The sequence below is a fragment of the Micromonospora sp. WMMD735 genome (assembly GCF_049178995.1).
In the GTDB taxonomy this organism is placed as follows: domain Bacteria; phylum Actinomycetota; class Actinomycetes; order Mycobacteriales; family Micromonosporaceae; genus Micromonospora; species Micromonospora wenchangensis.
This window is the reverse complement of record NZ_JBMHMJ010000002.1, coordinates 6,808,897-6,829,780: the sequence shown is the minus strand read 5'-3', so window position 1 is coordinate 6,829,780 and position 20,884 is coordinate 6,808,897. Positions and strand designations below refer to the sequence as shown.

The window sequence follows — 20,884 nt, the reverse complement described above, 5'->3', positions numbered from 1 at the left end:
GACCGTGGGTCAGGTCAGGTCAGGTCCGGGCCGGCCGGGTCGGGTCGGAGCGGTCAGGCGGTGCGGGCGGACAGCGGCCGGACGTCCCACACCCACACGTCGAGTTCCCGGCGGGCGGGGCCGACCAACTGCTCGACGGTCCGACGCAGCGGCTCCGCGTTCTGCTGGCGCAGCGGCAGCACCAGCACGGCGGCGTTCCAGTGCCGCAGCTCGTCCAGGCTGCGGCGGCGCTGCCGGTCGTCCAGTTTGGTGGTCCGGCCGGTGGTGGCGACCTCGTCGAGGAGCTGCCCGATGCCGCTGGGTCGCCCACCGAACCGGCCCGGGTCGCCGGTGTTGCCGTTACGCGGGGCGAGGAAGTAGCCCCCCGGGATCTTGAAGTCCAGGTTGGTGGCCGCCGCCCAGCGCATCCCGTGGGTGTTGCCCATGCTGGGCACGGGCACCGGCACCAGGGTCTGCCCGGGTCCGACGTACTCGCGCCAGCGGTCGGCGGTGATGAAATCCGGCACCGGTGGGCGGGAGGTCACCTTCAGCGGCATCGGCACGATCGGCAGCAGCGCCAGCACCAGGGCCGCCACCGTGACGGTCTTGGCGTGCTGCCACTGCGCGCCGCGCAGCGTCCAGGCCCGCTGCACCGCCAACGCCAACAGCATGCCGATCACCACGGAGGTGATCAGGGCGAACCGGGTGGGCACCACCGCGTCCAGCAGGGGCAGCCGCACCAGCAGCTCCCACGGCCCGGTGACCAGGTCCCGCCCCCACCAGGAGATCCGCTCACCGAGGGAGAGCAGCGCGAAGAACGCTCCGGTGACGGCGAGCGCCCGGACGAGGCGTTCGCGGCGCAGCCAGAGCACGATGCCGACGGCGATCAGCGACAGGCTCCAGCCGAAGAAGGCGTTCTCCTCGGAGTAGTTCGGGGCCAGGTTGACGTTGGCCCGTTCGTTGCCGCCGAAGGTGGGCGAGCCGGGGGCGAAGAAGGCGGCGATGTCGTTGCCGTAGTCCTGCACCGCGTCGCTGAGCCCGTGGTACGCCATCGGCCCGGCGAACTGGATGTAGAGCGGGTACGCCAGCAGCGCCCCGGCCAGCACCGCGCACGCGGCCAGCCCTTTGGCCAGGGGCCGCCAGGCCGCCGACCAGAGCGCCGGGCGCTGGGCCACCATGGCGATCAGGAAGATGCCGCAGGCCAGGGCGGTGAAGAGCAGGATCTCCTCGTTGATGAACGCCTGCCCGGTGACCAGCACGGCGAGCAGCAGCCCGTCGCGTACCGGCCGGGTGGAACGGGTCAGCACCATCACCCGCCACACGATGAACGGCAGCAGGAACTGGCTGATGATGTTGGGGTGCCAGTTGGCGTGCGAGAGCATCGCCGGGGAGAACCCGCAGAACCAGCCGCCGACCGCCGCGGCGAACCGCCGCCGTACCAGGTGCCGGGACAGCACGTGGTACCAGGCGGCGGCGGTGCCGGCGAGGCCGAGGGTGACCAGCACCACGAAGGACACCGCCGGCCCGAACAGCAGGGTGACCGGCACCATCGGGATGCCCAGCGCCAGCACCGCCGTGTTGGCCATCAGGTTGACGCCGTCGGGGAAGTTGAACTGGTCGGTGTAGAACGGGAACTCCCCGTGCAGCACCACCCGCACCGAGTGGGCGAGGAAGAACTGCACCTGCGCCGGGTCGCTGCTGTAGAGCGAGGCCACCCGGCCGGCCGGGTCGGCCCAGATCCGGCTGGTCACCCAGAGCGCGACGAGCAGGAAGATGCCGTACACCACCAGGTCCTTGCGGCGGGCGGTCCAGCGCCAGCGCCGCCACCACGCGGCCGGCGTCGTGCCGTCACCGTCCGTGTCCGCAGTCACCCGCTCCGGTACGACCACCGCCGCCGCGTCGGCACCGTCGCCGTCAGGTGCCGTGGCCGCCCCGTCGGGTGCCGCCCCCACCGGCGGCGCGTCGACCGGGGTCGCCTCGACCGTCCGGTCGGCGGGTGCCGGCACGTCGGTGAGGCGCAGGTCGGCAGGGGTGGGACGGGTCACGGGTGGGGGCGCCGTCGCGGTGGCCGTCGTGCCGCGGGCGGAGCCCTCGGAGTCGTCGGGGGCCGGTGCGGAGGCGCCACGGGGCTCGGCAGACGTCACAGTCGGCGGAGTCTACCGGAGCCGGGAAAAAGCCCGAAATTCACTGTGGTGTCCCTTGTGGCCATCGGGACACGGCTGCGGGGCGTCACCGGGCGTTGCGTACCATGTGGGCTTCCGACAACGACGGCGACGCGATCGGGGGCGTAGGGATGGCTTCGGTTCGCCGTCGCGGCACGACGGTCGCCGCGCTGCTCGCCCTGTTGCTGGTGGCCCCGGCGTGCGGCCCGGTCGCCGGGCGTCAGGCCCACGAGCTGCGGGTCGGCTACGACAGCCTGGACGGCACCCGTGCGGTGTGGCCGCCGCGCGGAACGCTCGCCGGGGACGCCGCGGCGACGGCGGCGGTGACCGAGGCGGTCCGCGCCTGGCGTTCGCCGATCGACGACCGGGTCCACCTGCCGTCGTCGGGGATCCTCTGGTCCGGTGCGGTCGACGGTGTGCCGCTGGCCCTGGTCGCCGCCGACGTACCCGGGGAGAGCGCCTCCTGGCTGCTCCAGCTCACCGGCCGTGACGGCAGGTACGAGGTGACCCGCGCCAGCGAGTACACCGACCCGGGTTACCTGGTCTATGCCGACGTCCTCCCGCTGCGCCTGCCGGACGGCCGGCGCTACCTGACCTCCGGCCGGGTGGAGCGGCTGCTCGGCCCGGACGGTCGGGCGCTGATGCTGACCGACGGGCTGACCGGCGCGGTGAAGGTGCCCGACTGCCGGGCGGTGCCGGTGACGGCCACCCTGCGGGCCACCGAGTCGCTGCCCCGGGGGCGGGCCGCCGACCGCCTGCTCGACCTGGGCGCGGCCACCGCCGACCCGAGGTATCCCCTGGTCCGCGACGACACCGGCTCCGGTCGGCGGGCCCTCGACGGGTTGGACACCTGCATGCTGGCCGACGAGCAGGGGCCGTTCGGGAGCATCCCGCGCCGCATCGGCGACCGGGACGCTCCCCGGTCGGTGCCCGAGTCGTGGCCGATGGAGAAGGTGGCCGTCCGGGCCATCGGCGAGATGACGCTGGGCGGCGGAAACGAACCTGGCGACCTGGAGCAGCTCACCTGGGAGACCGACGCGGGGACGATGACCGCGGTGGTCTACCGTCCGGCCGGCGACGGCACCCCGGTGGTCTCCCCCGCCGACCGGTCCAACCCGCTGCAGACGTACGTGCTGCCGGTGCCGGGGCAGCCGCTGGTGGTGCTGACCTGGCGGGGCAACCGGGACGCCTCCCTGTCGGTGCCCCCGGGCACCCCCCGCCTGGTGGAACGTCCCGGCCTGGTGGTCGTCCCGATGCCCGCCTCCCGGCAGACCTTCAGCCTGGCCACCGCCGAGAAGACCTACTACCGCTCCGCCGGCGGCCGCTGACCCTCCCCCCACCCCACCCCGGCTCCCCCCACCCGCCCCGGCTCGCCCCGGTGATCAAGAGGTTTGCGTAAAAGTTGATCTCTGGGTTGACGCAAACCTCTTGATCACCGGGGAAACTGACGCAAACCTCTTGATCACGGGGGAAACTGACGCAAACCTCTTGATCACCGGGGTCAGCGGGGGCGGCGACACGCGCGAGGCGGGTGGACGGAGGGCGCGGGGGAGGCGCGGGGCGCGAGACGGCGCAGGGGCGGTCACGGCAGCGCCGTGACCGCCCCTGCGGGGTCGGGTGGGTCAGTTGGGGGTGGTGTCGGGGGCCGGGAGGCGGACCGTCTCCACGGAGGGGGCGTCGCCGTCCAGGCCGGAGATCCAGCCGGTGACGTCGCGGGCCACGTCCTGCGCGGTCAGCCGCAGGTCGGCCAGGATCTGCGCCCGGGTGCCGTGCGGGTGCCAGTCGGCCGGTACGCCCAGGTCGCGCAGCGGCACCCGGACGTCGGCGTCCCGCATCGCCTGGCCCAGCGCGTCGCCGACACCGCCGATGCGGACGCCGTCCTCGACGGTGACCACCAGGCGGTGCCCGGCGGCCAACTCGACCAGCTCGGCCGGCACCGGACGCACCCAACGCGGGTCGACCACGGTGACGCCGTAGCCCTGCTCGGCCAGCCGGGACGCCACCTCCATCCCGAGCAGCCCGAACGAGCCCACCGCCACCAGCAGCACGTCGGTACGGGCCGACTCCGCCAGCACGTCGACCGGGCCGACCCGGCGGACGGCCGGCAGGTCGGCGGCGACGGTGCCGGTGGGGAACCGGACGATCGTGGGACCGTCGTCGACGGCGATCGCCTCGCGCAGCTCCTCACGGAGGCTGGCGGAGTCGCGGGGGGCGGCGATCCGCAGCCCCGGCACCACCCCGAAGACCGACATGTCCCAGATGCCGTAGTGGCTCGGCCCGTCCGGCCCGGTGATGCCGGCCCGGTCCAGCACGAACGTCACCGGCAGCTTGTGCATCGCCACGTCCAGCAGGACCTGGTCGAAGGCACGGTTGAGGAAGGTCGCGTAGACGGCCACCACCGGGTGCAGGCCGCCCATCGCCAGCCCGGCCGCGGAGGTGGCCGCGTGCTGCTCGGCGATGCCCACGTCGTACACCCGGTGGGGGTGCTTGCGGGCCAGGGTGGCGATGCCGGTGGGCTCGGCCATCGCGGCGGTGATGCCCACCACGTCGGGCCGCTCGTCGGCGATGGCGACCAGCTCGTCGGCGAAGACCTGGGTCCACTTCACCGACGGGGCGGCGAGCAGCTTGCCGGTCTCGACGTCGAACGCGCCCGGACCGTGCAGGCAGTCCGCCTCGTCCTCCTCGGCCGGGCGGTAGCCGTAGCCCTTGCGGGTCACCGCGTGCACGATCACCGGGCCGCCGAAGTTCTTGGCCGCGCGCAGCGCCGACTCGACGGCGGCGATGTCGTGCCCGTCGACCGGGCCGACGTACTTGATGCCGAGGTCCTCGAACATGGCCTGCGGGGCGACCGCGTCCTTGATGCCCTTCTTGACCGCGTGCAGCACCTCGTACATCGGCTTGCCGACGAACGGGGTGTTGCCCAGCGCGTCCTTGACCGTGTCGAGGACCTTCTCGTAGCCGGGGTTGAGCCGCAGCGACGACAGGTGGTCGGCCAGACCGCCGATGGTGGGCGAGTAGGAACGGCCGTTGTCGTTCACCACGATCACCAGCCGGTTGCCGGCCGTGGCGATGTTGTTCAGCGCCTCCCAGCACATGCCGCCGGTGAGCGCCCCGTCGCCGACCACGGCGACCACGCTGCGCTGCTCGCCGCGCAGGGCGTACGCCTTGGCCAGCCCGTCGGCGTAGGACAGGGCGGTGGAGGCGTGCGAGTTCTCGATCAGGTCGTGCTCGCTCTCGGCCTGGCTGGGGTAGCCGGAGAGGCCACCGCGCTGGCGGAGCTTGTCGAAGCCGTCCTGCCGGCCGGTGATGATCTTGTGCACGTACGACTGGTGGCCGGTGTCGAACAGGAGCCGGTCGCGCGGGGAGTCGAAGACCCGGTGCATGGCCAGGGTCAGCTCCACCACGCCCAGGTTGGGGCCGACGTGTCCACCGGTGCGGGACACCTTGGCGATCAGGAAGTCACGGATCTCGGCGGCGAGGATGTCCAGCTGTTCGCCGGTCATCCGCTTCACGTCCTGCGGACCACGGACGGTGCCCAGTAGCCGACCGTGGTTGGCCGTGTCCTCGTCAACACTCATGACGAGAGAGTCTATCGGCCGCCGCACACTCCGCAGCCCTGCCGTGGATCACCGCAGGTGGGGGCCCTGATCGGCGGCGCGACGGCCACCGGTGCCGGTGTGCCGGCCGGGGACGGCCCGGGTCAGCGGAGCACCACCAGCCGGCGGGGCGGTCGCGGCACGGCCACCCCGTACGGCGGGCCGGACGGGGTCCAGGACCCCAGCACGGCGGCCCGCCGCGCGCCGGTCACCGAGGGCACCGCGCCCGGCAGGCCGTGCCAGGACAGCCACCCGAGCAGGGCGAACGCGTACGCCTCCCGGGCCTGGGCGGGCACCCCCAGCTCGTCGGTGGTGCGCAGCGTCCACCGGCCGCCGCCGAGGGCGGACAGCCGACCCCACAGGGCCGGGTTGCGGACCCCGCCCCCGGCGGCCACCAGCTCGGTCACCAGGTGTCGGGCGCAGGCGTCGGCGACCGTCCGGGCGGTCAGCTCGGTCAGCGTGGCGAACACGTCGTCGCTGGCGACCGGTTCCCCGAGCGCCGCCAGCCGGTCGTCGAGGTAGCCGGCGTGGAACAGTTCCTTGCCGGTGGACTTGGGCGGTGCCGCCGCGTAGTAGGGCTCGGCGAGCAGCAGCGCCAGCAGCCCGGGGTGCACCCGGCCGGCCGCCGCGCGTACCCCGTCGACGTCGCAGGGCCGGTCGAGGAACCGGCGGGCCGCCGCGTCGAGCAGGGCGTTGGCCGGGCCCACGTCGTAGCCGAGCACCGGGGCGTCCGGCGCGACGACGGTGAGGTTGGCGATGCCGCCCAGGTTGAGCGCCGCCCGAACCCCGCCGACGGGCCGCCCGCCCGGGTCGGCGGCCGGGGCGAGCAGCAGGGCGTCGAAGGCCGGGACCAGCGGCGCGCCCTGCCCGCCGGCGGCGACGTCCGCCGACCGCAGGTCCGACAGCACGGGTACGCCCACCCGGGCGGCGACCCGGGCCGGCGCGCCGAGTTGGAGGGTGCCCCGCACGGTGCCGCCGTCGACCCAGTGGAAGACGGTCTGCCCGGGTGAGACGACCAGGTCGGCCGACCCGCCGGCCAGCTCGACGCCGAGCGCGGCGGCGTCGGCGAACACCGCGCCGAGGGCGTTGTCGAGCCGGCAGACCGCCTCGACCGTGGTCGCCCCCGGCGGCAGCACCGCCTCGATCCGCTCCCGCAGCTCCGCGTCGTAGCCGCACTCCCGGTGCCCGAGCGGGCGCATCCGCAGGGTGTCCCCGGCGGTGCCGAACTCGGCGGCGACCACGTCCACCCCGTCGTACGAGGTGCCCGACATCAGCCCGACGATCCTCATCGGGCCAGGCTAGTCAGCGGACCGGGGGCAGGAACAGGCCGACGAGTTCGACGTGCTGGGTCATCGGGAACAGGTCGTAGCCGCGCAGGGTGGCGAGTCGCCAGCCGGCCCGGCCGAAGGTGCGTACGTCCCGGGCGAAGGCGGCCGGGTCGCAGGCCACGTAGGCGATCGCCCGGGGGGTGGCGGCGATCATGTCCCGCACCACCGCCGCGCCCGCGCCGGTACGGGGCGGGTCGAGCACCACCAGGTCGACCGGGCCGGTGATCCGGCGGCGGGCCAGCGCGGTCTCCACCCGGGCGGCGACCACCTCGACCCGGGACAGGTCGGCCAGGTTGCGCCGGGCGGCGGCGACCCCCTCGGCGGCGGACTCGACCACGGTGACCCGGGCGTCCGGGCCGACCCGGGCGGCGAGCGCGGCGGCGAACAGGCCGGCCCCGCCGTACAGGTCCCAGACGGATTCGCCGGGCCTCGGGTCGAGCAGGTCGAGGACCGCGTCGACCAGGGTGTCGGCGGCGGCCGGGTGCACCTGCCAGAACCCGCCGGCCGGCACCGTCCAGTCCCGGCCGGCGGCGACCTCCCGTACCGTCGCCGGGGCGTCGCCGGCCACCGGTCCGCCCGGGGCTCCGGGCAGGTCGGTCGTCGCCGGCCCGCCGGGGAGGTCGACCGGGGTGGGCGTCCCGTCGGCGAGGGCGGTGACCACGACGTCGCCGCCGGTGGAGGCGACCGTCGCCACCGCGTCGGCCGCCGGCCAGTTCCGCCCGAGCACCGGCAGCGCCTGGATCGCCGGGTGGGCGATCAGGCAGCGGTCGATCGGCACCACCTCGTGCGAGCGGTGCTTGAGCAGCCCGGCCCGGCCGGTGGCGTCGACCGCGTAACGGACCCGGGACCGCCAGCCCAGCGGGCCGCCGGGCAGCGGCGCGACGGTGACCCGCAGCGCGTCGATCTCGGCGTCGGTGAGCCCGCCGAGCCGGCTGAGCTGCTCGCGCACCACGGCCGTCTTCCAGTCGAGCTGGGCGGCCGGGGCCACGTGTTGCAGGTCGCAGCCGCCGCAGCCGCCCGGCCGGGCGTACGGGCAGGGCGGGGCGACCCGGTCCGGTGACGCCTCGACGATCTCGACGGCGTCGGCACGGGCGAAACCCCGGTGCAGCTCGGTCACCTCGGCGACCACCCGTTCCCCGGGCAGCGCGTGCCGGACGAAGACCACCTGGCCGTCGACCCGGGCCACGCAGTGCCCGCCGGGGGCGACCGCGTCGACTGTCAACTCGACCCGCTCGGCCTCCTCCAAGCCGGGCCGCTGCTCCGGTCCGGACCGCCGGCCCTCTCCAGCCCGCTGGTCCTCCCCGGCCGGCCGGTCCGGCCGGGCGGTGCCGCCGGCCGGCGCGGCGCGGTCGGTGGTCGCGGAACGGGCGGGGCCGGGGTGGGCGGTCACTGGCGGTCTCCGGTCGACGGGCCGGGCTCGCCGGGCGGGGCGGTCACCGGCGGTACGGGCGGCGGCAGGGTGCTGCGCGGCGCGACCCGGGGCCCCCGGGCGGGGGTGCGGCTCAGCGTCTCGTCGAGCCGGTCGAGGTTCTTGGTCGCGGTGGACGCCAACTGCCACGGCACACTGGTCACCATCACACCGGGCTCGAAGAGCAGCCGGCCCTTGAGCCGCAGCGCGCTCTGGTTGTGCAGCAGGTTCTCCCACCAGTGGCCCACCACGTACTCGGGGATGAAGACGGTGACCACGTCGCGGGGCGACTCCCGGCGGGTGTTCGCCACGAAGTTCAGGATCGGCCTGGTGATCTCCCGGTACGGCGAGTCGACCACGGTCAGCGGCACCGGCAGTTCCCGCCGCTCCCACTCCTGCTGGAGCTGCCGGGTGTCCTTCTCGTCCACGTTGACGGTGACGGCGGTCAGCGTGTCCGGCCGGGTGGCGCGGGCGTACGCGATGGCCCGCAGGGTCGGCTGGTGCAGCTTGCTGACCAGCACGATGGCGTGGTTGCGGGCGGGCAGCACCCCGCGTACCTCGGTCGGTTCCAGCTCGGCGGCGATCCGGTCGTAGTGCCGGCGGATGGCCAGCATCAGCACGTAGATCACCGCCATCGCGGCGATGGCGATCCACGCGCCGAGCAGGAACTTGGTGATCAGCACGATGACCAGGACGGTGCCGGTCATCGCCATGCCGAACGCGTTGATCGCCCGGGAGCGGAAGATCCGGCGGCGGGCCTCCGGGTCCCGTTCGTGGCGCAGGTGCCGGTTCCAGTGCCGGATCATCCCGGCCTGGGAGAGCGTGAACGAGACGAAGACGCCGACGATGTAGAGCTGGATCAGCCGGGTCACCTCGGCCTGGAAACCGACGATCAGCACGATCGCGAAGACGGCGAGGAAGACGATGCCGTTGGAGAAGGCCAGCCGGTCGCCCCGGGTGTGCAGCTGCCGGGGCAGGTAGCGGTCCTGGGCGAGGATCGAACCGAGCACCGGGAAACCGTTGAACGCGGTGTTCGCGGCCAGGAAGAGGATCAGCGCGGTCATCCCGGCGACCACGTAGAGCAGCACCGACCCGCCACCGAAGACGGTCTCGCCGAGCTGGGTGGTGACGGTCTTCTGCACGTACCCGTCGGGGCCGGAGAGGATCTGGGTGTTCGGGTCCTCGACGAACTGCAGGCCGGTCAGCCGGGCCAGCCAGATGATGCCGACCAGCATGGCCACCGAGATCGTGCCGAGCAGCAGCAGGGTGGTGGCCGCGTTGCGGCTCTTCGGGGCCTTGAACGCCGGGACCCCGTTGGAGATCGCCTCGACCCCGGTCAGCGCGGCACAGCCGGAGGAGAACGTCCGTAGCAGCAGGAACACCAGCGCGAAGCCGGTGACGCTGTGCTCGGCCTGGATCTCCAGCCCGGCGCTGGGGGCGCGCAGGTCGTCGCCGAGGACGAAGTACCGGACCAGGCCGGTGACGATCATGCCGCCGATGACGATCACGAAGCCGTACGTGGGGATGGCGAACGCGGTGCCCGACTCGCGCAGCCCGCGCAGGTTCATCGCGGTCAGCAGCACCACCGCGCTCACCGCGATCAGCACCTTGTGGGTGGCCACGAAGGGCACCACCGAACCGAGGTTGGCCACCCCGGAGGAGACCGACACGGCGACGGTCAGCACGTAGTCGACCAGCAGGGCGCTGGCCACCCCCAGCCCCGCCCGGGGACCGAGGTTCACGGTGGCCACCTCGTAGTCGCCACCACCCGAGGGGTACGCGTGCACGTTCTGCCGGTAGCTGGCCACCACGGTCAGCATGACCACGACCACCGCGAGGGCGATCCAGGGGGAGAACAGGAACGCCGACGCCCCGGCGATGGAGAGGGTCAGCAGGATCTCGTCCGGGGCGTACGCGACGCTGGACAGCGCGTCGGAGGCGAAGACCGGCAGGGCGATGCGCTTGGGGAGGAGGGTGTGCTGGAGCCGGTCCGACCGGAACGGTCGACCGACGAGGAGTCGCTTCAGCAGCGAGGTGGGACTGGCCACAAGCGCTAAGGGTACGACCACCGGATCGTGGTCGCCGGGGGGTGCCTGATCCCCTTCCCAGGTCCCGGCGCGGTACCGTTCGGTCCCCCGTGGTCGGGGTGGACGTGGCAGGCTCGCAGACGACAGTCGCCGGGAGGCGGGCACACCTTGGGAGGGACACCGTGCACGTCGTGATCATGGGCTGTGGGCGGGTCGGCTCGACGCTGGCCCAGAGCCTGGAGTCCCGGGGGCACTCGGTGGCCGTGATCGACCAGGACGCCGACGCGTTCCGCCGCCTCGGCCCCGACTTCGCCGGGATCACCGTCACCGGCGCCGGCTTCGACGGTGAGGTGCTGCGCCAGGCCGGCATCGAACGGGCGGACGCCTTCGCCGCCGTCTCCAGCGGCGACAACTCCAACATCATCTCGGCCCGGTTGGCCCGCGAGACGTTCGGCGTCTCCCGGGTCGCCGCCCGGATCTACGACCAGCGCCGGGCACAGGTCTACGAGCGGCTCGGCATCCCCACCGTCGCCACCGTCCGCTGGACGGCCGACCGGATGCTGCGCCACCTGGTCCCCGAGGGCAACGTGGAGATCTTCCGGGACCCGACCAGCACCGTGTCGATCATCGAGGTGCCGGTGCACAAGGACTGGATCGGCCGGCCGCTACGCCAGTTGGAGGAGGCGGCCGGGACCCGGGTGGCGTACCTGACCCGCTTCGGCATCGGCATGCTGCCCACCGCCTCCAGCGTCGTGCAGGAGGGTGACCAGCTCTACCTGATGGTCACCGACGACATCGCCGCCCAGGTCACCGCGGTGGCCGCCACGCCGCCCGAAGGAGGGCACTGAGCCATGCGGATCGCCATCGCGGGCGCCGGCAACGTGGGCCGGTCGATCGCCCAGGAGCTGATCGACAACGGCCACCAGGTGATGCTGATCGAGCGGCAGCCCCGGATGCTGCGCCCGGACCGGGTGCCGACCGCCGACTGGGTGCTGGCCGACGCCTGCGAGCTGGCCAGCCTGGAGGAGGCGAACGTCGCGGGCTGCGACGTGGTGGTCGCCGCCACCGGCGACGACAAGGTCAACCTGGTGGTGTCCCTGCTGGCCAAGACCGAGTTCGCGGTGCCCCGGGTGGTGGCCCGGGTCAACCGGGCCGAGAACGAGTGGCTGTTCACCGAGCAGTGGGGCGTCGACGTGGCGGTCAGCAAGCCCCGGGTGATGGCCGCGCTGGTCGAGGAGGCGGTCACCGTCGGCGACCTGGTCCGGCTGATGACGTTCCGGCAGGGCGAGGCGAACCTGGTGGAGATCACCCTGCCGCCGACCGCGCCCTACGTCGGTCAGCCGATCCACGCCGTGCCGCTCCCCCGCGACGCCGCGCTGGTGGCGATCCTGCGCGGCAAACGGGTGCTGGTGCCCAGCCCCGACGACCCCATCGAGGCCGGCGACGAGCTGATCTTCGTGTGCACCGCCCAGGTGGAGGACGAGGTGCGCGGGGTGATCCTCGGCCCGGACAGTGTGGAACGGACGCGCGGCGCGGGCTGACCGTCCCGCCCCGACGGGTGCCGGACGGTCGCGTACCGGCCGGCCGGGCCCGGGTGCCGGCCCTGGAGAGGTCAGCCGCCGGGCAGCGGCTGCGGGGCGGACTCCCGGGTCACCCGGCGTACCACCCAGACCGTGATCAGCAGCAGCAGCGCGTAGGGCGGGTAGCCGAGGGCGAGCCGGGCCACGCCCAGCGCGGTGTCCTGGTGGGCCAGGTAGAGCCCGGCCTGCACCCCGACCTTGGCCAGCCACACGACCCCCCAGAGCACGGTGAGCTGGGTGAAGGTACGCACCAGCCGAGGGTCGTCGCGCCACTCGGAGCGCCCCTTGGCCACCAGCACCGACCAGATCCACCCGACCAGGGGCTGCCGGATCACCGCGGAGAGCAGCAGGGCGATGCCGTAGCCGATGCCGTAGAGGATGCCCGGGAGGTAGAAGTCCCGCTCGTCCCCGGTACGCCAGGCGATGGCCGCGCCGACCGCGATGCCGAACAGCCCGTTGACGGCGTGCCGGACCGGACGGCGCTGGACCAGCCGGACGATCGCGATCAGCACCGCCACCCCGACCGAGGCGATCACCGCCGGCCGCAGCTCGCCGACCACGTTGGCCAGCACGAAGACCACCACGGGGATGCTGGACTCGACCAGCCCGCGCCAGCCGCCGAGCTGGTCGGCCATCTGCTCGGCGAGGCTGGGCAGCCGCTCGTCGTCCGGCGGGGTGGTCTGCGGCTCGGTGGCCGGGGGCTGTCCCGTCGTCACTTCGGCGACTCCAGCTCGTAGTACGGGTTGTAGATGACCTTGCGGTCGTCCCGGACGGCCACCCGGCCCCGGGCGGTCAGGTGCCGGCCCGGCTCGATGCCGGCGATGTGCCGTCGACCCAGCCAGACCAGGGTGACCACGTCGCTGCCGTCGTAGAGGTCCGCCTCCAGGGTGGGCAGGTTGGTCCGGGGCGTGTAGACCACCGTGCGGAGCCGCCCGGCGACCGAGACCACCTGCCCCCGCATGCACTGCCGGGCCAGCACGCCACCGGACTCGGCGCTCTCCCGGCGCAGCTCCTGCGCCTCGATCTCGGCCTCGCTGGCGGTGAACCGGCGCAGGATGCCCCGTAGCGACATCCGGCTCTCGTCGGTCGACATGACCTCCGCGTCACCCTCTCCACGCTGACCGGTCGGCACCGGCGTCACCGGGCCCCGGGTGGGACCGTGCCGCCAGCGTACGCCGATCCGGCCCCGCTGCGTCGTTCCGGTGCGACCACCCCCGGCCGACACCTCCACCGGGACGCCACCGCCGCCGGCCCCGGCCGGGCCGTTACCGCCCGCTCGTGGCCGGGACGCCACCGCAGCCGGTCGGCGGGAAAGTCACTGCCGGCCCGTGGCCGGGACGCGCCGCCGACCTCGGCCGGGCCGCCGGGGGCGGACAGCAGTCCGGGCCGGACCCGGCCACCTCAGGCGGCGGGGTCCGGCCCGGACGGGTCGGTCAGGCCTGGTTCGGGGCGGGCGTCGTCGCGCCGTCGCCGCCCTCGGCCTGGTCGGCCATCTCCCGGGGCAGCCGCAGCGGCAGTGGCTCGCGCACCGGCTTCGCCTCCTGGCCCCGGTCGACCACCAGGCCGTCCAGGCAGGTGGCGAGCGGGCCGGCCGCGGCCGGATCGGTGGCGGCGGCACCCTGGTAGACGCCCCGGACCATCCAGCGCGGGCCGTCGATGCCGACGAAGCGCAGGTCGGTCGGGCCGTCCGGGGTACGCACCCGGGCGTGCAGCTCGACGCCGTACTCACCCCGGGCCTCCTGGGCGGTGGCGCCGTCGGCGATCAGCGACTGCCGGATCTCGTCGCGCACCTCGTCCCAGATGCCCTCGGAGCGGGGGGCGGCGAAGACACCGAGCTGGAGGGCGTTGTCCCCGTGGACGAGCACCACCTGCTGGATGACGCCCTGCGGGTCGGCCTGCACCCGCACCTCGACCCCGGGCACCGCCGGGATGTGCAGGCTGCCCAGGTCGAGCCGCTGCACGTCGTCCGGCGCCTCGGCGACGTCGTACGGGCCACGGGCCGGGCCCGCCGTCTCGTACGCGTCGGGGCCACCGGCCCGCTCGTCACGGGCGTGCCGCCCGTTGTCGGCCCGCTTTCGGGAGAAGATCACTGCGCCCACCCTCCGCTGTTCGCACTCACCCTGCCACCTCTTCCGTCCGTTCGCCGACCCGATCGGTGTCCGCCGCCCGGGTCGGGCCACCGGGCGGGGGCACGAGCCCGGCGTGGCCACCGGTCGACCCGTGTCCGCCGGTCCCCCGTCGGGACCCGGGCAGCACCGCCGCCGGCTGGAAATCGGCCCGCTCCACCCGCTGGACAACGAGTTGCGCGATGCGATCGCCACGGGAGATCTTCGCCGGTGCGTCCCGATCGTGGTTGATCAGGTTGACCAGGATCTCACCCCGGTAGCCGGCGTCGACCGTACCGGGCGCGTTGAGCACCGTCACGCCGAGCCTGGCGGCCAACCCGGAGCGTGGGTGGACCAGGCCGACGTAGCCGTCCGGCAGGGCCAGCGCCACGCCGGTGGGGACCAGGGCCCGGCCGCCGGGCGGCAGCTCGACGTCCGCGGCGGCCACCAGGTCGGCGCCGGCGTCGCCCGGGTGGGCGTACGCGGGCAGCGGCAGCTCCGGATCGAGCTGCCGGACGGGCACGGGTACGACGTGGGTCACGGATCTGCCTCTTCCGTCGGCGTTCACGGGGTGCCCTGCCATCCTGCCGGGTCGACCGGCCGTCGTGTTCCGTACCCTCGAGGTGTGAGCCTGTCGCCTTCCCCGTCGTCGCCGACCCCGCACGTCGCGGCCGTGCCGACGTACTCCGAGCGGCTGGGCCTGCCGTGGTGGTGCTGGGCGGCCGGGGTGGCCCTGGCCGGGTTCGCCGCCGTCGAGCTGTGGATGGGTGCCGGCGGGGTACGCGCCTGGCTGCCCTTCGCGCTGCTGCTGCCGGCCACCCTGGCCGGGTTGTGGTGGCTGGGCCGGGTCCGGGTCGCGGTCGCCGACGGTGAGCTGTGGGTCGACGACGCCCACCTGCCCGTCCGGTACGTCGCCGACGCCGTCCCGCTCGACGCCGGTGGCCGGCGCGAGGTGCTCGGGGTGGGCGCGGACCCGCTGGCCTTCGTGGTGCAGCGGCCCTGGATCGGCGGCGCGGTGCAGGTGGTGCTCGACGATCCGGAGGACCCCACCCCGTTCTGGGTGGTGAGTTCCCGCCGGCCGACCGAGCTGGCGGCCGCCCTGCTGGCCGCCCGCGACGCGGCCTGAGCGACACGGCCTGGGCGACACGGCCTGAGCGACATGGCCTGAGCGAGGCCCGACGCGCCGCCCGGACCGGTCGGCCGGGGTCGGTTCGGGGTGGTTCGAGGTCAGGGCCGGCCGGGTCAGGGCTGGCCGGGGGCAGGCAGGGCGGGTGGCCCGCCGGGCAGCTCCCGGCGCTGCTTGCGCAGGTCGCGGCGGAGCTGGTCGGCCAGGGACCGGGTGGCCCGCCGGTTGAGGTAGCTGGCCACTGCCGCACCGGTGAGGAACGGGCCCAGCGTGGTCAGGTTGCGGCCGAATCGCTTGAGCAGGGTGTCCCGCAGCTCCTTGCGGGCGGCGGTGCCGAGCACCGCGCTCACCCCGACGCCCGGCATCATCGGGTTGATCCCCCGCTGGCTGGCCCAGGACTGGACCAGGGCGATGGTCCGGGGGGTGCCGCCGGTGGGCAGCGGTGCGCCGTAGATCTCGTGCAGCTCACCGATCAGCTTGAGTTCGATCGACACCACGGCCACCGTCTCGGCGGCGAGCAGCACCGGCGCGGACAGCAGGGTCGGGGCGACCGCCCACTCCACCGCGGCGACGCCGCCTCCGGCCGCGCCCACCCCTGCGGTGGCCCGGGTGGCGTTGCGGACCAGCCGGTCGGCGAGCGCCTCGTCGTCCAGGCCGGGGAAGTGCCGCCGCAGCGTCGCCAGGTCGCGGACGGGGATGTGCGGCGCGACGTCGGCGACCGTGTCGGTCATCCAGCGCAGCGCCGCCCTCGGCTTGAACAGGTCGGCGATGCCCCGGCCCCGGGCCTGCCCGACGAGCCGGGTGAGCAGTTGCCGACGGCGGGCGGGCGCGATGTCGTCGGCGGTCAGCGCCGCCACCGTGGCACCCAGCTCGTCGCCGGCCGGGTCGGCGCCGGGCCGGACGGGCGGATCGGTACCAGCCGGATCGGCACCGGCCGGGTCGGTGCCGGTCGGGTCGGTGCCGGTCCGGCCGTCTCCGGGAACGACGACGGGCGGGCCGGCGTCGGACTTCGGACCGTCCGGATCGGACCCGCCGTGCTCGTTCATCCGTCTGCCCCTCCCGTGGTGTCCACCGGTCCGGTGGACGCGCCTACCACGAGTCAAGCAGCAACCCGCCGTACCCGCACGGCGGCTCGGGCAGCGGCGGCCCCGCGAGGAGGCCGCCGCTGGTGTGGTGGGTGCTCAGACGCACTCGCGGCAGATCAGGTCGCCGTTGCGCTCGACCGCCAACTGGCTGCGGTGGTGCACCAGGAAGCAGCGTCCGCACCGGAACTCGTCCTGCTGCATCGGGAGGACCTTCACGGTCAGCTCCTCGTCGGCCAGGTCGGCGCCGGGCAGCTCGAAGCTCTCGGCCACCTCGGCCTCGTCGACGTCCACGGCGCCCGACTGTGAGTCGACCCGCCGGGCCTTGAGCTCTTCCAGGCTGTCCTCGCCGAGGTCGACCTCGTCGCGACGCGGGGCGTCGTAGTCGGTGGCCATCGGTTTCACTCTCCCATATCGATGTTGTCGCTTCCGGTTGTAACGCCGGGCGACGCTGTTTCGGTTCCCACTGGCCGGCCACCAATGTGTGTCGGTCGCCCGACCCGACGGCCTCTGGATCAAGGTCGCCGGGGGCAGGACCCGACGAGCGCGGTACCTTACCCCCTACCGGGCGAGGCATGTATACCGCCCTCGCGGCAGACATGTACGCCCCAGCGGCCCAAGATGTTCCCAATGTGACTCAGGCGACACGAAGATAGGGGTAGTAGTACCCCGTTCCCGGTTGGCGCGCCGGCATGTCGGACTGTTTCCACGCGTCCGCCGGACAACCGTTAACCTCAGCGGCGTACTCGACGGCCGACGGCGCCGCCCGCCGCCGACGTTCGCCGCCACCACCCACTGTCCGGGGAGCACCCAGATGAGCTTTGCGCGAGTGCGAGCACTCGTTGTCGTCGGCCTGCTGGCGGTCGTCGCCCTGGTCATCGTCATCGTCGCCGTGGTCCGCGACACCCAGGGCAGCGGGGCCAACGCCAAGGGCTGCCCCGAGGGCTGGCCGCTGGCCGACCTGTCCCTGCGCACGTACAAGGATGTCAAGATCAACATCCTGAACGGCACCGGCGAGCCGGGCCTGGCCAGCAGTGTGGGCGACGACTTCCGCAACCGGAAGTTCCAGGTCAAGAAGGAGGGCAACGCCGCGCACTTTGACGGCGTCGCGCTGCTGCGGTTCGGCCCCAAGGGGGTCGGCTCGGCGCACCTGCTGCGCGCCTTCTTCCTCAACAACGCCGAACGCGACTACGACCCCAAGCGCCAGGACGACACGGTCGACGTGGTGCTGGGCGACAGCTTCCAGCAGCTGGCCACCACCACCGAGGTCAACCAGTCCCTCGGCGACCTGGGCGCGCCGGTCGCCCCCGAGGGCTCCTGCCCGATGCCGGTGGAGGACAAGTAACCGGCCCCGCCGGTCCCCGGCGACCGACCGACCCCACCGCCGTTCCCCGCCGTCCGGCTGCCTCGCCATGTTCCGGCAGCCGGACGGCGGCCGCCCGGTTCAGGGGCCGCCGGAGGCGTCCAGCGCGGCCAGTCGGGTGTGCAGCGGCGTGAACAGCGCCGGTGGGGCCGCGATGACCAGGTCGGGGCCGGCCGGGCGGCCGTTCAGGCCGGTCACCCGCAGTCCGGCCTCCGCGGCGACCAGCCCGCCCGCGGCCAGGTCCCAGGCGGCCAGCCCCTTCTCGTAGTAGGCGTCGACCCGCCCCTCGGCGGCCAGGCACAGGTCCAGCGCCGCCGCCCCCATCCGCCGGATGTCCCGCACGTCCCCGATCAACTCGGCGACCACCCTGGCCTGATGCCGGCGACGGCCGGCGTCGTAGCCGAATCCGGTGGCGACCAGCGCCTGTCCCAGCTCCGTCTCCGCTGAACAGCGCAGCCGCCGGCCGTCGCGCCAGGCCCCACCACCGGCGGTGGCGGTCCACTCCTCGCCGGTCACGACGTTGCGCACCACTCCGGCGACCACCCGGCCGGCCACCTCGGCGGCGAGCGAGACCGCGCAGTACGGCAGCCCGTACAGGTAGTTCACCGTGCCGTCGATCGGGTCGACGATCCAGCGCACGCCGTCCGCGCCGGCCTCCACACCGCCGTACTCCTCGCCGTACACCACGTCGGCCGGACGGGCCGCACGCAGGGCTGCCACCACCTGCCGTTCCACCGCCCGGTCGGCCGCGGTGACGACGTCGGTGGCGGTGCTCTTGGTCGCCGCGACCGAGACCCCCTCGGCCCGCATCCGGGCCGCCGTGCCGGCCGCCTCCCGGGCCACCTCGACGGCGATCCCGAGCAGTTCCCGCGCGGTGGGCGTCGAACCCGTCATCGAACCCTGCCCCCTTCGCGGCCGCCGGGCGCGCACCGGGCGTACCGGTCGGGAGCCGACCGCGTCCCGCCCCGCCGTCCGGCGCGGCGCGTGCCCCGCCGCGCGTCGTCGATCTCGTCCGGACAGCATAGGCAGGCGCCGTCGCGGCCGGGCGCACCCGGTGCGACAGGCGGTTTCCGGCATCGACCGACCGACCGGCGGGGCGGGTCGATAAGATGGCCGCAAAGTCGACATCCGTGCCGAACCGGCGGTACAGACGGCCGGTTGCCGTGCGCCGCAGGATGATCGCGCCAACCGGGGTTACAATTCACCCTGCCCACGCGCCACGGACCACCGCCGCACAGCCGGCCCGGGACACGGGGGCCACTCAACGACGTCGACGGCGCGGCATGCCACGCTGCGCCGGACGACTCCGGCCGTGCTCGCTCTTCGCCTCCGGAAGGTCATTCGTGACAGAACCCCGCCAGCCCGGCGCCGACGTTCGCTCGCTCACCGACACCCTGATCGCCCACGCCCAGAGCGCCGGTGGTCAGTTGACGTCGGCCCAGCTCGCGCGCACCGTCGAGTCCGCCGAGGTGACCCCGGCCCAGGCCAAGAAGATCCTGCGGGCGCTCTCCGAGGCGGGCGTCACCGTGGTGGTCGACGGCTCCGCCAGCACCCGTCCCCGCCGGGTGGCCGCCGCCCGGTCGGCCACACCGGCCTCGCGGGCCACCACCGCCAAGACCACCAAGAAGGCCGTCGCGCCGGCCCCGAAGCAGGCACCCGCCGCCGAGGAGGCCACCGCGCCCGCCCCCCGCAAGGCGGCCCCGCGTAAGGCGGCCACCACCGCCGGGGTGGCCGCGAAGGCCGCCACGCCGGCCGCCAAGGCGACGAAGTCGACCCGTGCCACCAAGGCGACGGTGGCCGCCGCCGGGGCCGGCAAGGTCGCCACGAAGGCCAAGGGCGAGGGCGCCGAGGGCGAGATCGATCCCGAGCAGCTGGCCGCGGAGATCGAGGACGTGGTGGTGGAGGAGCCGGCCGAGTTGGCCCGGGCCGCCGAGACCGACGCCGCCGCCTCCGCCACCGACAACGACTTCGAGTGGGACGACGAGGAGTCCGAGGCGCTCAAGCAGGCCCGTCGGGACGCCGAGCTCACCGCCTCCGCCGACTCGGTCCGGGCGTACCTCAAGCAGATCGGCAAGGTTCCGCTGCTCAACGCCGAGCAGGAGGTCGAGCTGGCCAAGCGGATCGAGGCCGGGCTCTACGCCGCCGAGCGGCTGCGTGCCGCCGACGACGGCGAGGAGAAGCTGACCCGCGACATGCAGCGTGACCTGCTCTGGATCTCCCGGGACGGCGAGCGCGCCAAGAACCACCTGCTGGAGGCGAACCTCCGGCTGGTCGTCTCGCTGGCCAAGCGGTACACCGGGCGGGGGATGGCCTTCCTCGACCTCATCCAGGAGGGCAACCTCGGCCTGATCCGTGCCGTCGAGAAGTTCGACTACACCAAGGGCTACAAGTTCTCCACGTACGCCACCTGGTGGATCCGGCAGGCGATCACCCGGGCGATGGCCGACCAGGCCCGTACCATCCGCATCCCGGTGCACATGGTCGAGGTGATCAACAAGCTCGGCCGCATCCAGCGCGAGCTGCTCCAGGACCTGGGCCGCGAGCCCACCCCGGAGGAGCTGGCCAAGGAGATGGACATCACACCCGAGAAGGTGCTGGAGATCCAGCAGTACGCTCGGGAGCCGATCTCGCTCGACCAGACCATCGGTGACGAGGGCGACAGCCAGCTCGGTGACTTCATCGAGGACTCGGAGGCCGTGGTCGCGGTCGACGCCGTCTCGTTCTCCCTGCTGCAGGACCAGCTCCAGCAGGTCCTGCAGACGCTCTCCGAGCGGGAGGCGGGGGTGGTCCGGCTGCGTTTCGGCCTGACCGACGGCCAGCCGCGCACCCTCGACGAGATCGGCCAGGTCTACGGGGTGACCCGGGAGCGGATCCGGCAGATCGAGTCCAAGACGATGTCCAAGCTCAGGCACCCATCGCGCTCCCAGGTCCTCCGGGACTACCTGGACTGAGCCGGTCACGTCAACCCGTCGTGTCGGTTTGATCACCAGGCGTAGAACATGCGATGGTGACCCGTCCAATACGTGTTTGTGATCGTTGACGTGGCACCCTGGGTGCACGGCACACTGTCCTTCCCGCCAGGTGTGACCTCGGTCCCCCGCGGGCACACTGGGAAGGCGGGGCCCGGT

Annotated in this window: 18 protein-coding genes; 6 read left to right on the top strand and 12 right to left on the bottom strand. The window is 73.8% G+C overall.

The annotated features are described in order from the left end of the window. Nucleotides 1-53: 53 nt before the first annotated feature. Nucleotides 54-1,850 carry a hypothetical protein gene (locus ACN268_RS29965; protein WP_421487031.1) on the bottom strand — a complete coding sequence of 599 codons (1,797 nt, stop codon included), beginning with the start codon at nt 1,848-1,850 and terminating at the stop codon, nt 54-56. A gap of 422 nt (nt 1,851-2,272) precedes the next feature. Between ACN268_RS29965 and ACN268_RS29960 the strand changes: the two genes are divergently transcribed. Continuing rightward, entirely contained in the window at nt 2,273-3,469 is a 1,197-nt protein-coding gene (locus tag ACN268_RS29960) for a hypothetical protein (RefSeq protein WP_421486378.1), read from the top strand. Between the two features lie 294 nt (nt 3,470-3,763). Here the strand turns inward: ACN268_RS29960 and dxs are convergent, their stop codons facing one another. From dxs to ACN268_RS29940, 4 genes are all read right to left on the bottom strand, one after another. Continuing rightward, nucleotides 3,764-5,719 (bottom strand): 1-deoxy-D-xylulose-5-phosphate synthase, encoded by a 1,956-nt coding sequence (dxs, locus tag ACN268_RS29955; RefSeq protein WP_421486376.1) that lies wholly within the window; start codon nt 5,717-5,719, stop codon nt 3,764-3,766. A gap of 122 nt (nt 5,720-5,841) precedes the next feature. Beyond that, the gene (locus tag ACN268_RS29950) at nt 5,842-7,026 is read right to left on the bottom strand and encodes an anhydro-N-acetylmuramic acid kinase (protein WP_421486374.1); all 1,185 of its coding nucleotides are present in this window, start codon (nt 7,024-7,026) and stop codon (nt 5,842-5,844) included. Between the two features lie 13 nt (nt 7,027-7,039). After that, nucleotides 7,040-8,311, bottom strand: a complete 1,272-nt coding sequence (locus ACN268_RS29945; RefSeq protein ID WP_421487030.1) for a class I SAM-dependent RNA methyltransferase — start codon at nt 8,309-8,311, stop codon at nt 7,040-7,042. Between the two features lie 140 nt (nt 8,312-8,451). Next, nucleotides 8,452-10,521: an APC family permease gene (locus ACN268_RS29940; protein WP_421486372.1), complete on the bottom strand. Its 2,070-nt coding sequence runs from the start codon at nt 10,519-10,521 to the stop codon at nt 8,452-8,454. Between the two features lie 161 nt (nt 10,522-10,682). Here ACN268_RS29940 and ACN268_RS29935 point away from each other — a divergent pair, with 161 nt between their 5' ends. Both ACN268_RS29935 and ACN268_RS29930 read left to right on the top strand, forming a co-directional pair. Then, nucleotides 10,683-11,348 carry a potassium channel family protein gene (locus ACN268_RS29935; RefSeq protein WP_204923984.1) on the top strand — a complete coding sequence of 222 codons (666 nt, stop codon included), beginning with the start codon at nt 10,683-10,685 and terminating at the stop codon, nt 11,346-11,348. Nucleotides 11,349-11,351: 3 nt separating this feature from the next. After that, nucleotides 11,352-12,041, top strand: a complete 690-nt coding sequence (locus ACN268_RS29930; RefSeq protein ID WP_204923983.1) for a potassium channel family protein — start codon at nt 11,352-11,354, stop codon at nt 12,039-12,041. A gap of 71 nt (nt 12,042-12,112) precedes the next feature. On the opposite strand, the gene ACN268_RS29925 is transcribed toward ACN268_RS29930, so the two are convergent. The 4 genes from ACN268_RS29925 to dut all read right to left on the bottom strand — a co-directional run bounded on the left by ACN268_RS29925 (nt 12,113) and on the right by dut (nt 14,768). Continuing rightward, nucleotides 12,113-12,796, bottom strand: a complete 684-nt coding sequence (locus tag ACN268_RS29925; RefSeq protein ID WP_204923982.1) for a DUF3159 domain-containing protein — start codon at nt 12,794-12,796, stop codon at nt 12,113-12,115. Next, nucleotides 12,793-13,173 carry an OB-fold nucleic acid binding domain-containing protein gene (locus ACN268_RS29920; protein ID WP_088646422.1) on the bottom strand — a complete coding sequence of 127 codons (381 nt, stop codon included), beginning with the start codon at nt 13,171-13,173 and terminating at the stop codon, nt 12,793-12,795. The genes ACN268_RS29925 and ACN268_RS29920 overlap by 4 nt, the downstream gene beginning before the upstream one ends. A gap of 340 nt (nt 13,174-13,513) precedes the next feature. Beyond that, a complete protein-coding gene (locus ACN268_RS29915) occupies nt 13,514-14,170 on the bottom strand; it encodes a DUF3710 domain-containing protein (RefSeq protein ID WP_421486370.1) in 657 nt (218 codons plus the stop codon). 25 nt (nt 14,171-14,195) lie between these two features. Next, nucleotides 14,196-14,768 carry a dUTP diphosphatase gene (gene dut / locus ACN268_RS29910; RefSeq protein WP_421486368.1) on the bottom strand — a complete coding sequence of 191 codons (573 nt, stop codon included), beginning with the start codon at nt 14,766-14,768 and terminating at the stop codon, nt 14,196-14,198. A gap of 42 nt (nt 14,769-14,810) precedes the next feature. On the opposite strand from dut, the gene ACN268_RS29905 reads away from it, so the two are divergent. Then, nucleotides 14,811-15,311 carry a DUF3093 domain-containing protein gene (locus tag ACN268_RS29905; protein WP_421486366.1) on the top strand — a complete coding sequence of 167 codons (501 nt, stop codon included), beginning with the start codon at nt 14,811-14,813 and terminating at the stop codon, nt 15,309-15,311. A gap of 116 nt (nt 15,312-15,427) precedes the next feature. Here the strand turns inward: ACN268_RS29905 and ACN268_RS29900 are convergent, their stop codons facing one another. Next, the gene (locus ACN268_RS29900) at nt 15,428-16,357 is read right to left on the bottom strand and encodes a hypothetical protein (RefSeq protein ID WP_421486365.1); all 930 of its coding nucleotides are present in this window, start codon (nt 16,355-16,357) and stop codon (nt 15,428-15,430) included. Nucleotides 16,358-16,492: 135 nt separating this feature from the next. Next, entirely contained in the window at nt 16,493-16,789 is a 297-nt protein-coding gene (locus tag ACN268_RS29895; RefSeq protein ID WP_067315205.1) for a DUF4193 domain-containing protein, read from the bottom strand. Between the two features lie 433 nt (nt 16,790-17,222). Here ACN268_RS29895 and ACN268_RS29890 point away from each other — a divergent pair, with 433 nt between their 5' ends. Further along, nucleotides 17,223-17,738 (top strand): LytR C-terminal domain-containing protein, encoded by a 516-nt coding sequence (locus ACN268_RS29890; RefSeq protein WP_363656431.1) that lies wholly within the window; start codon nt 17,223-17,225, stop codon nt 17,736-17,738. A gap of 99 nt (nt 17,739-17,837) precedes the next feature. On the opposite strand, the gene ACN268_RS29885 is transcribed toward ACN268_RS29890, so the two are convergent. Then, nucleotides 17,838-18,650, bottom strand: a complete 813-nt coding sequence (locus ACN268_RS29885; RefSeq protein ID WP_421486363.1) for an inositol monophosphatase family protein — start codon at nt 18,648-18,650, stop codon at nt 17,838-17,840. Nucleotides 18,651-19,099: 449 nt separating this feature from the next. On the opposite strand from ACN268_RS29885, the gene ACN268_RS29880 reads away from it, so the two are divergent. Further along, nucleotides 19,100-20,707: an RNA polymerase sigma factor gene (locus ACN268_RS29880; protein WP_421486361.1), complete on the top strand. Its 1,608-nt coding sequence runs from the start codon at nt 19,100-19,102 to the stop codon at nt 20,705-20,707. Nucleotides 20,708-20,884 lie beyond the last annotated feature (177 nt).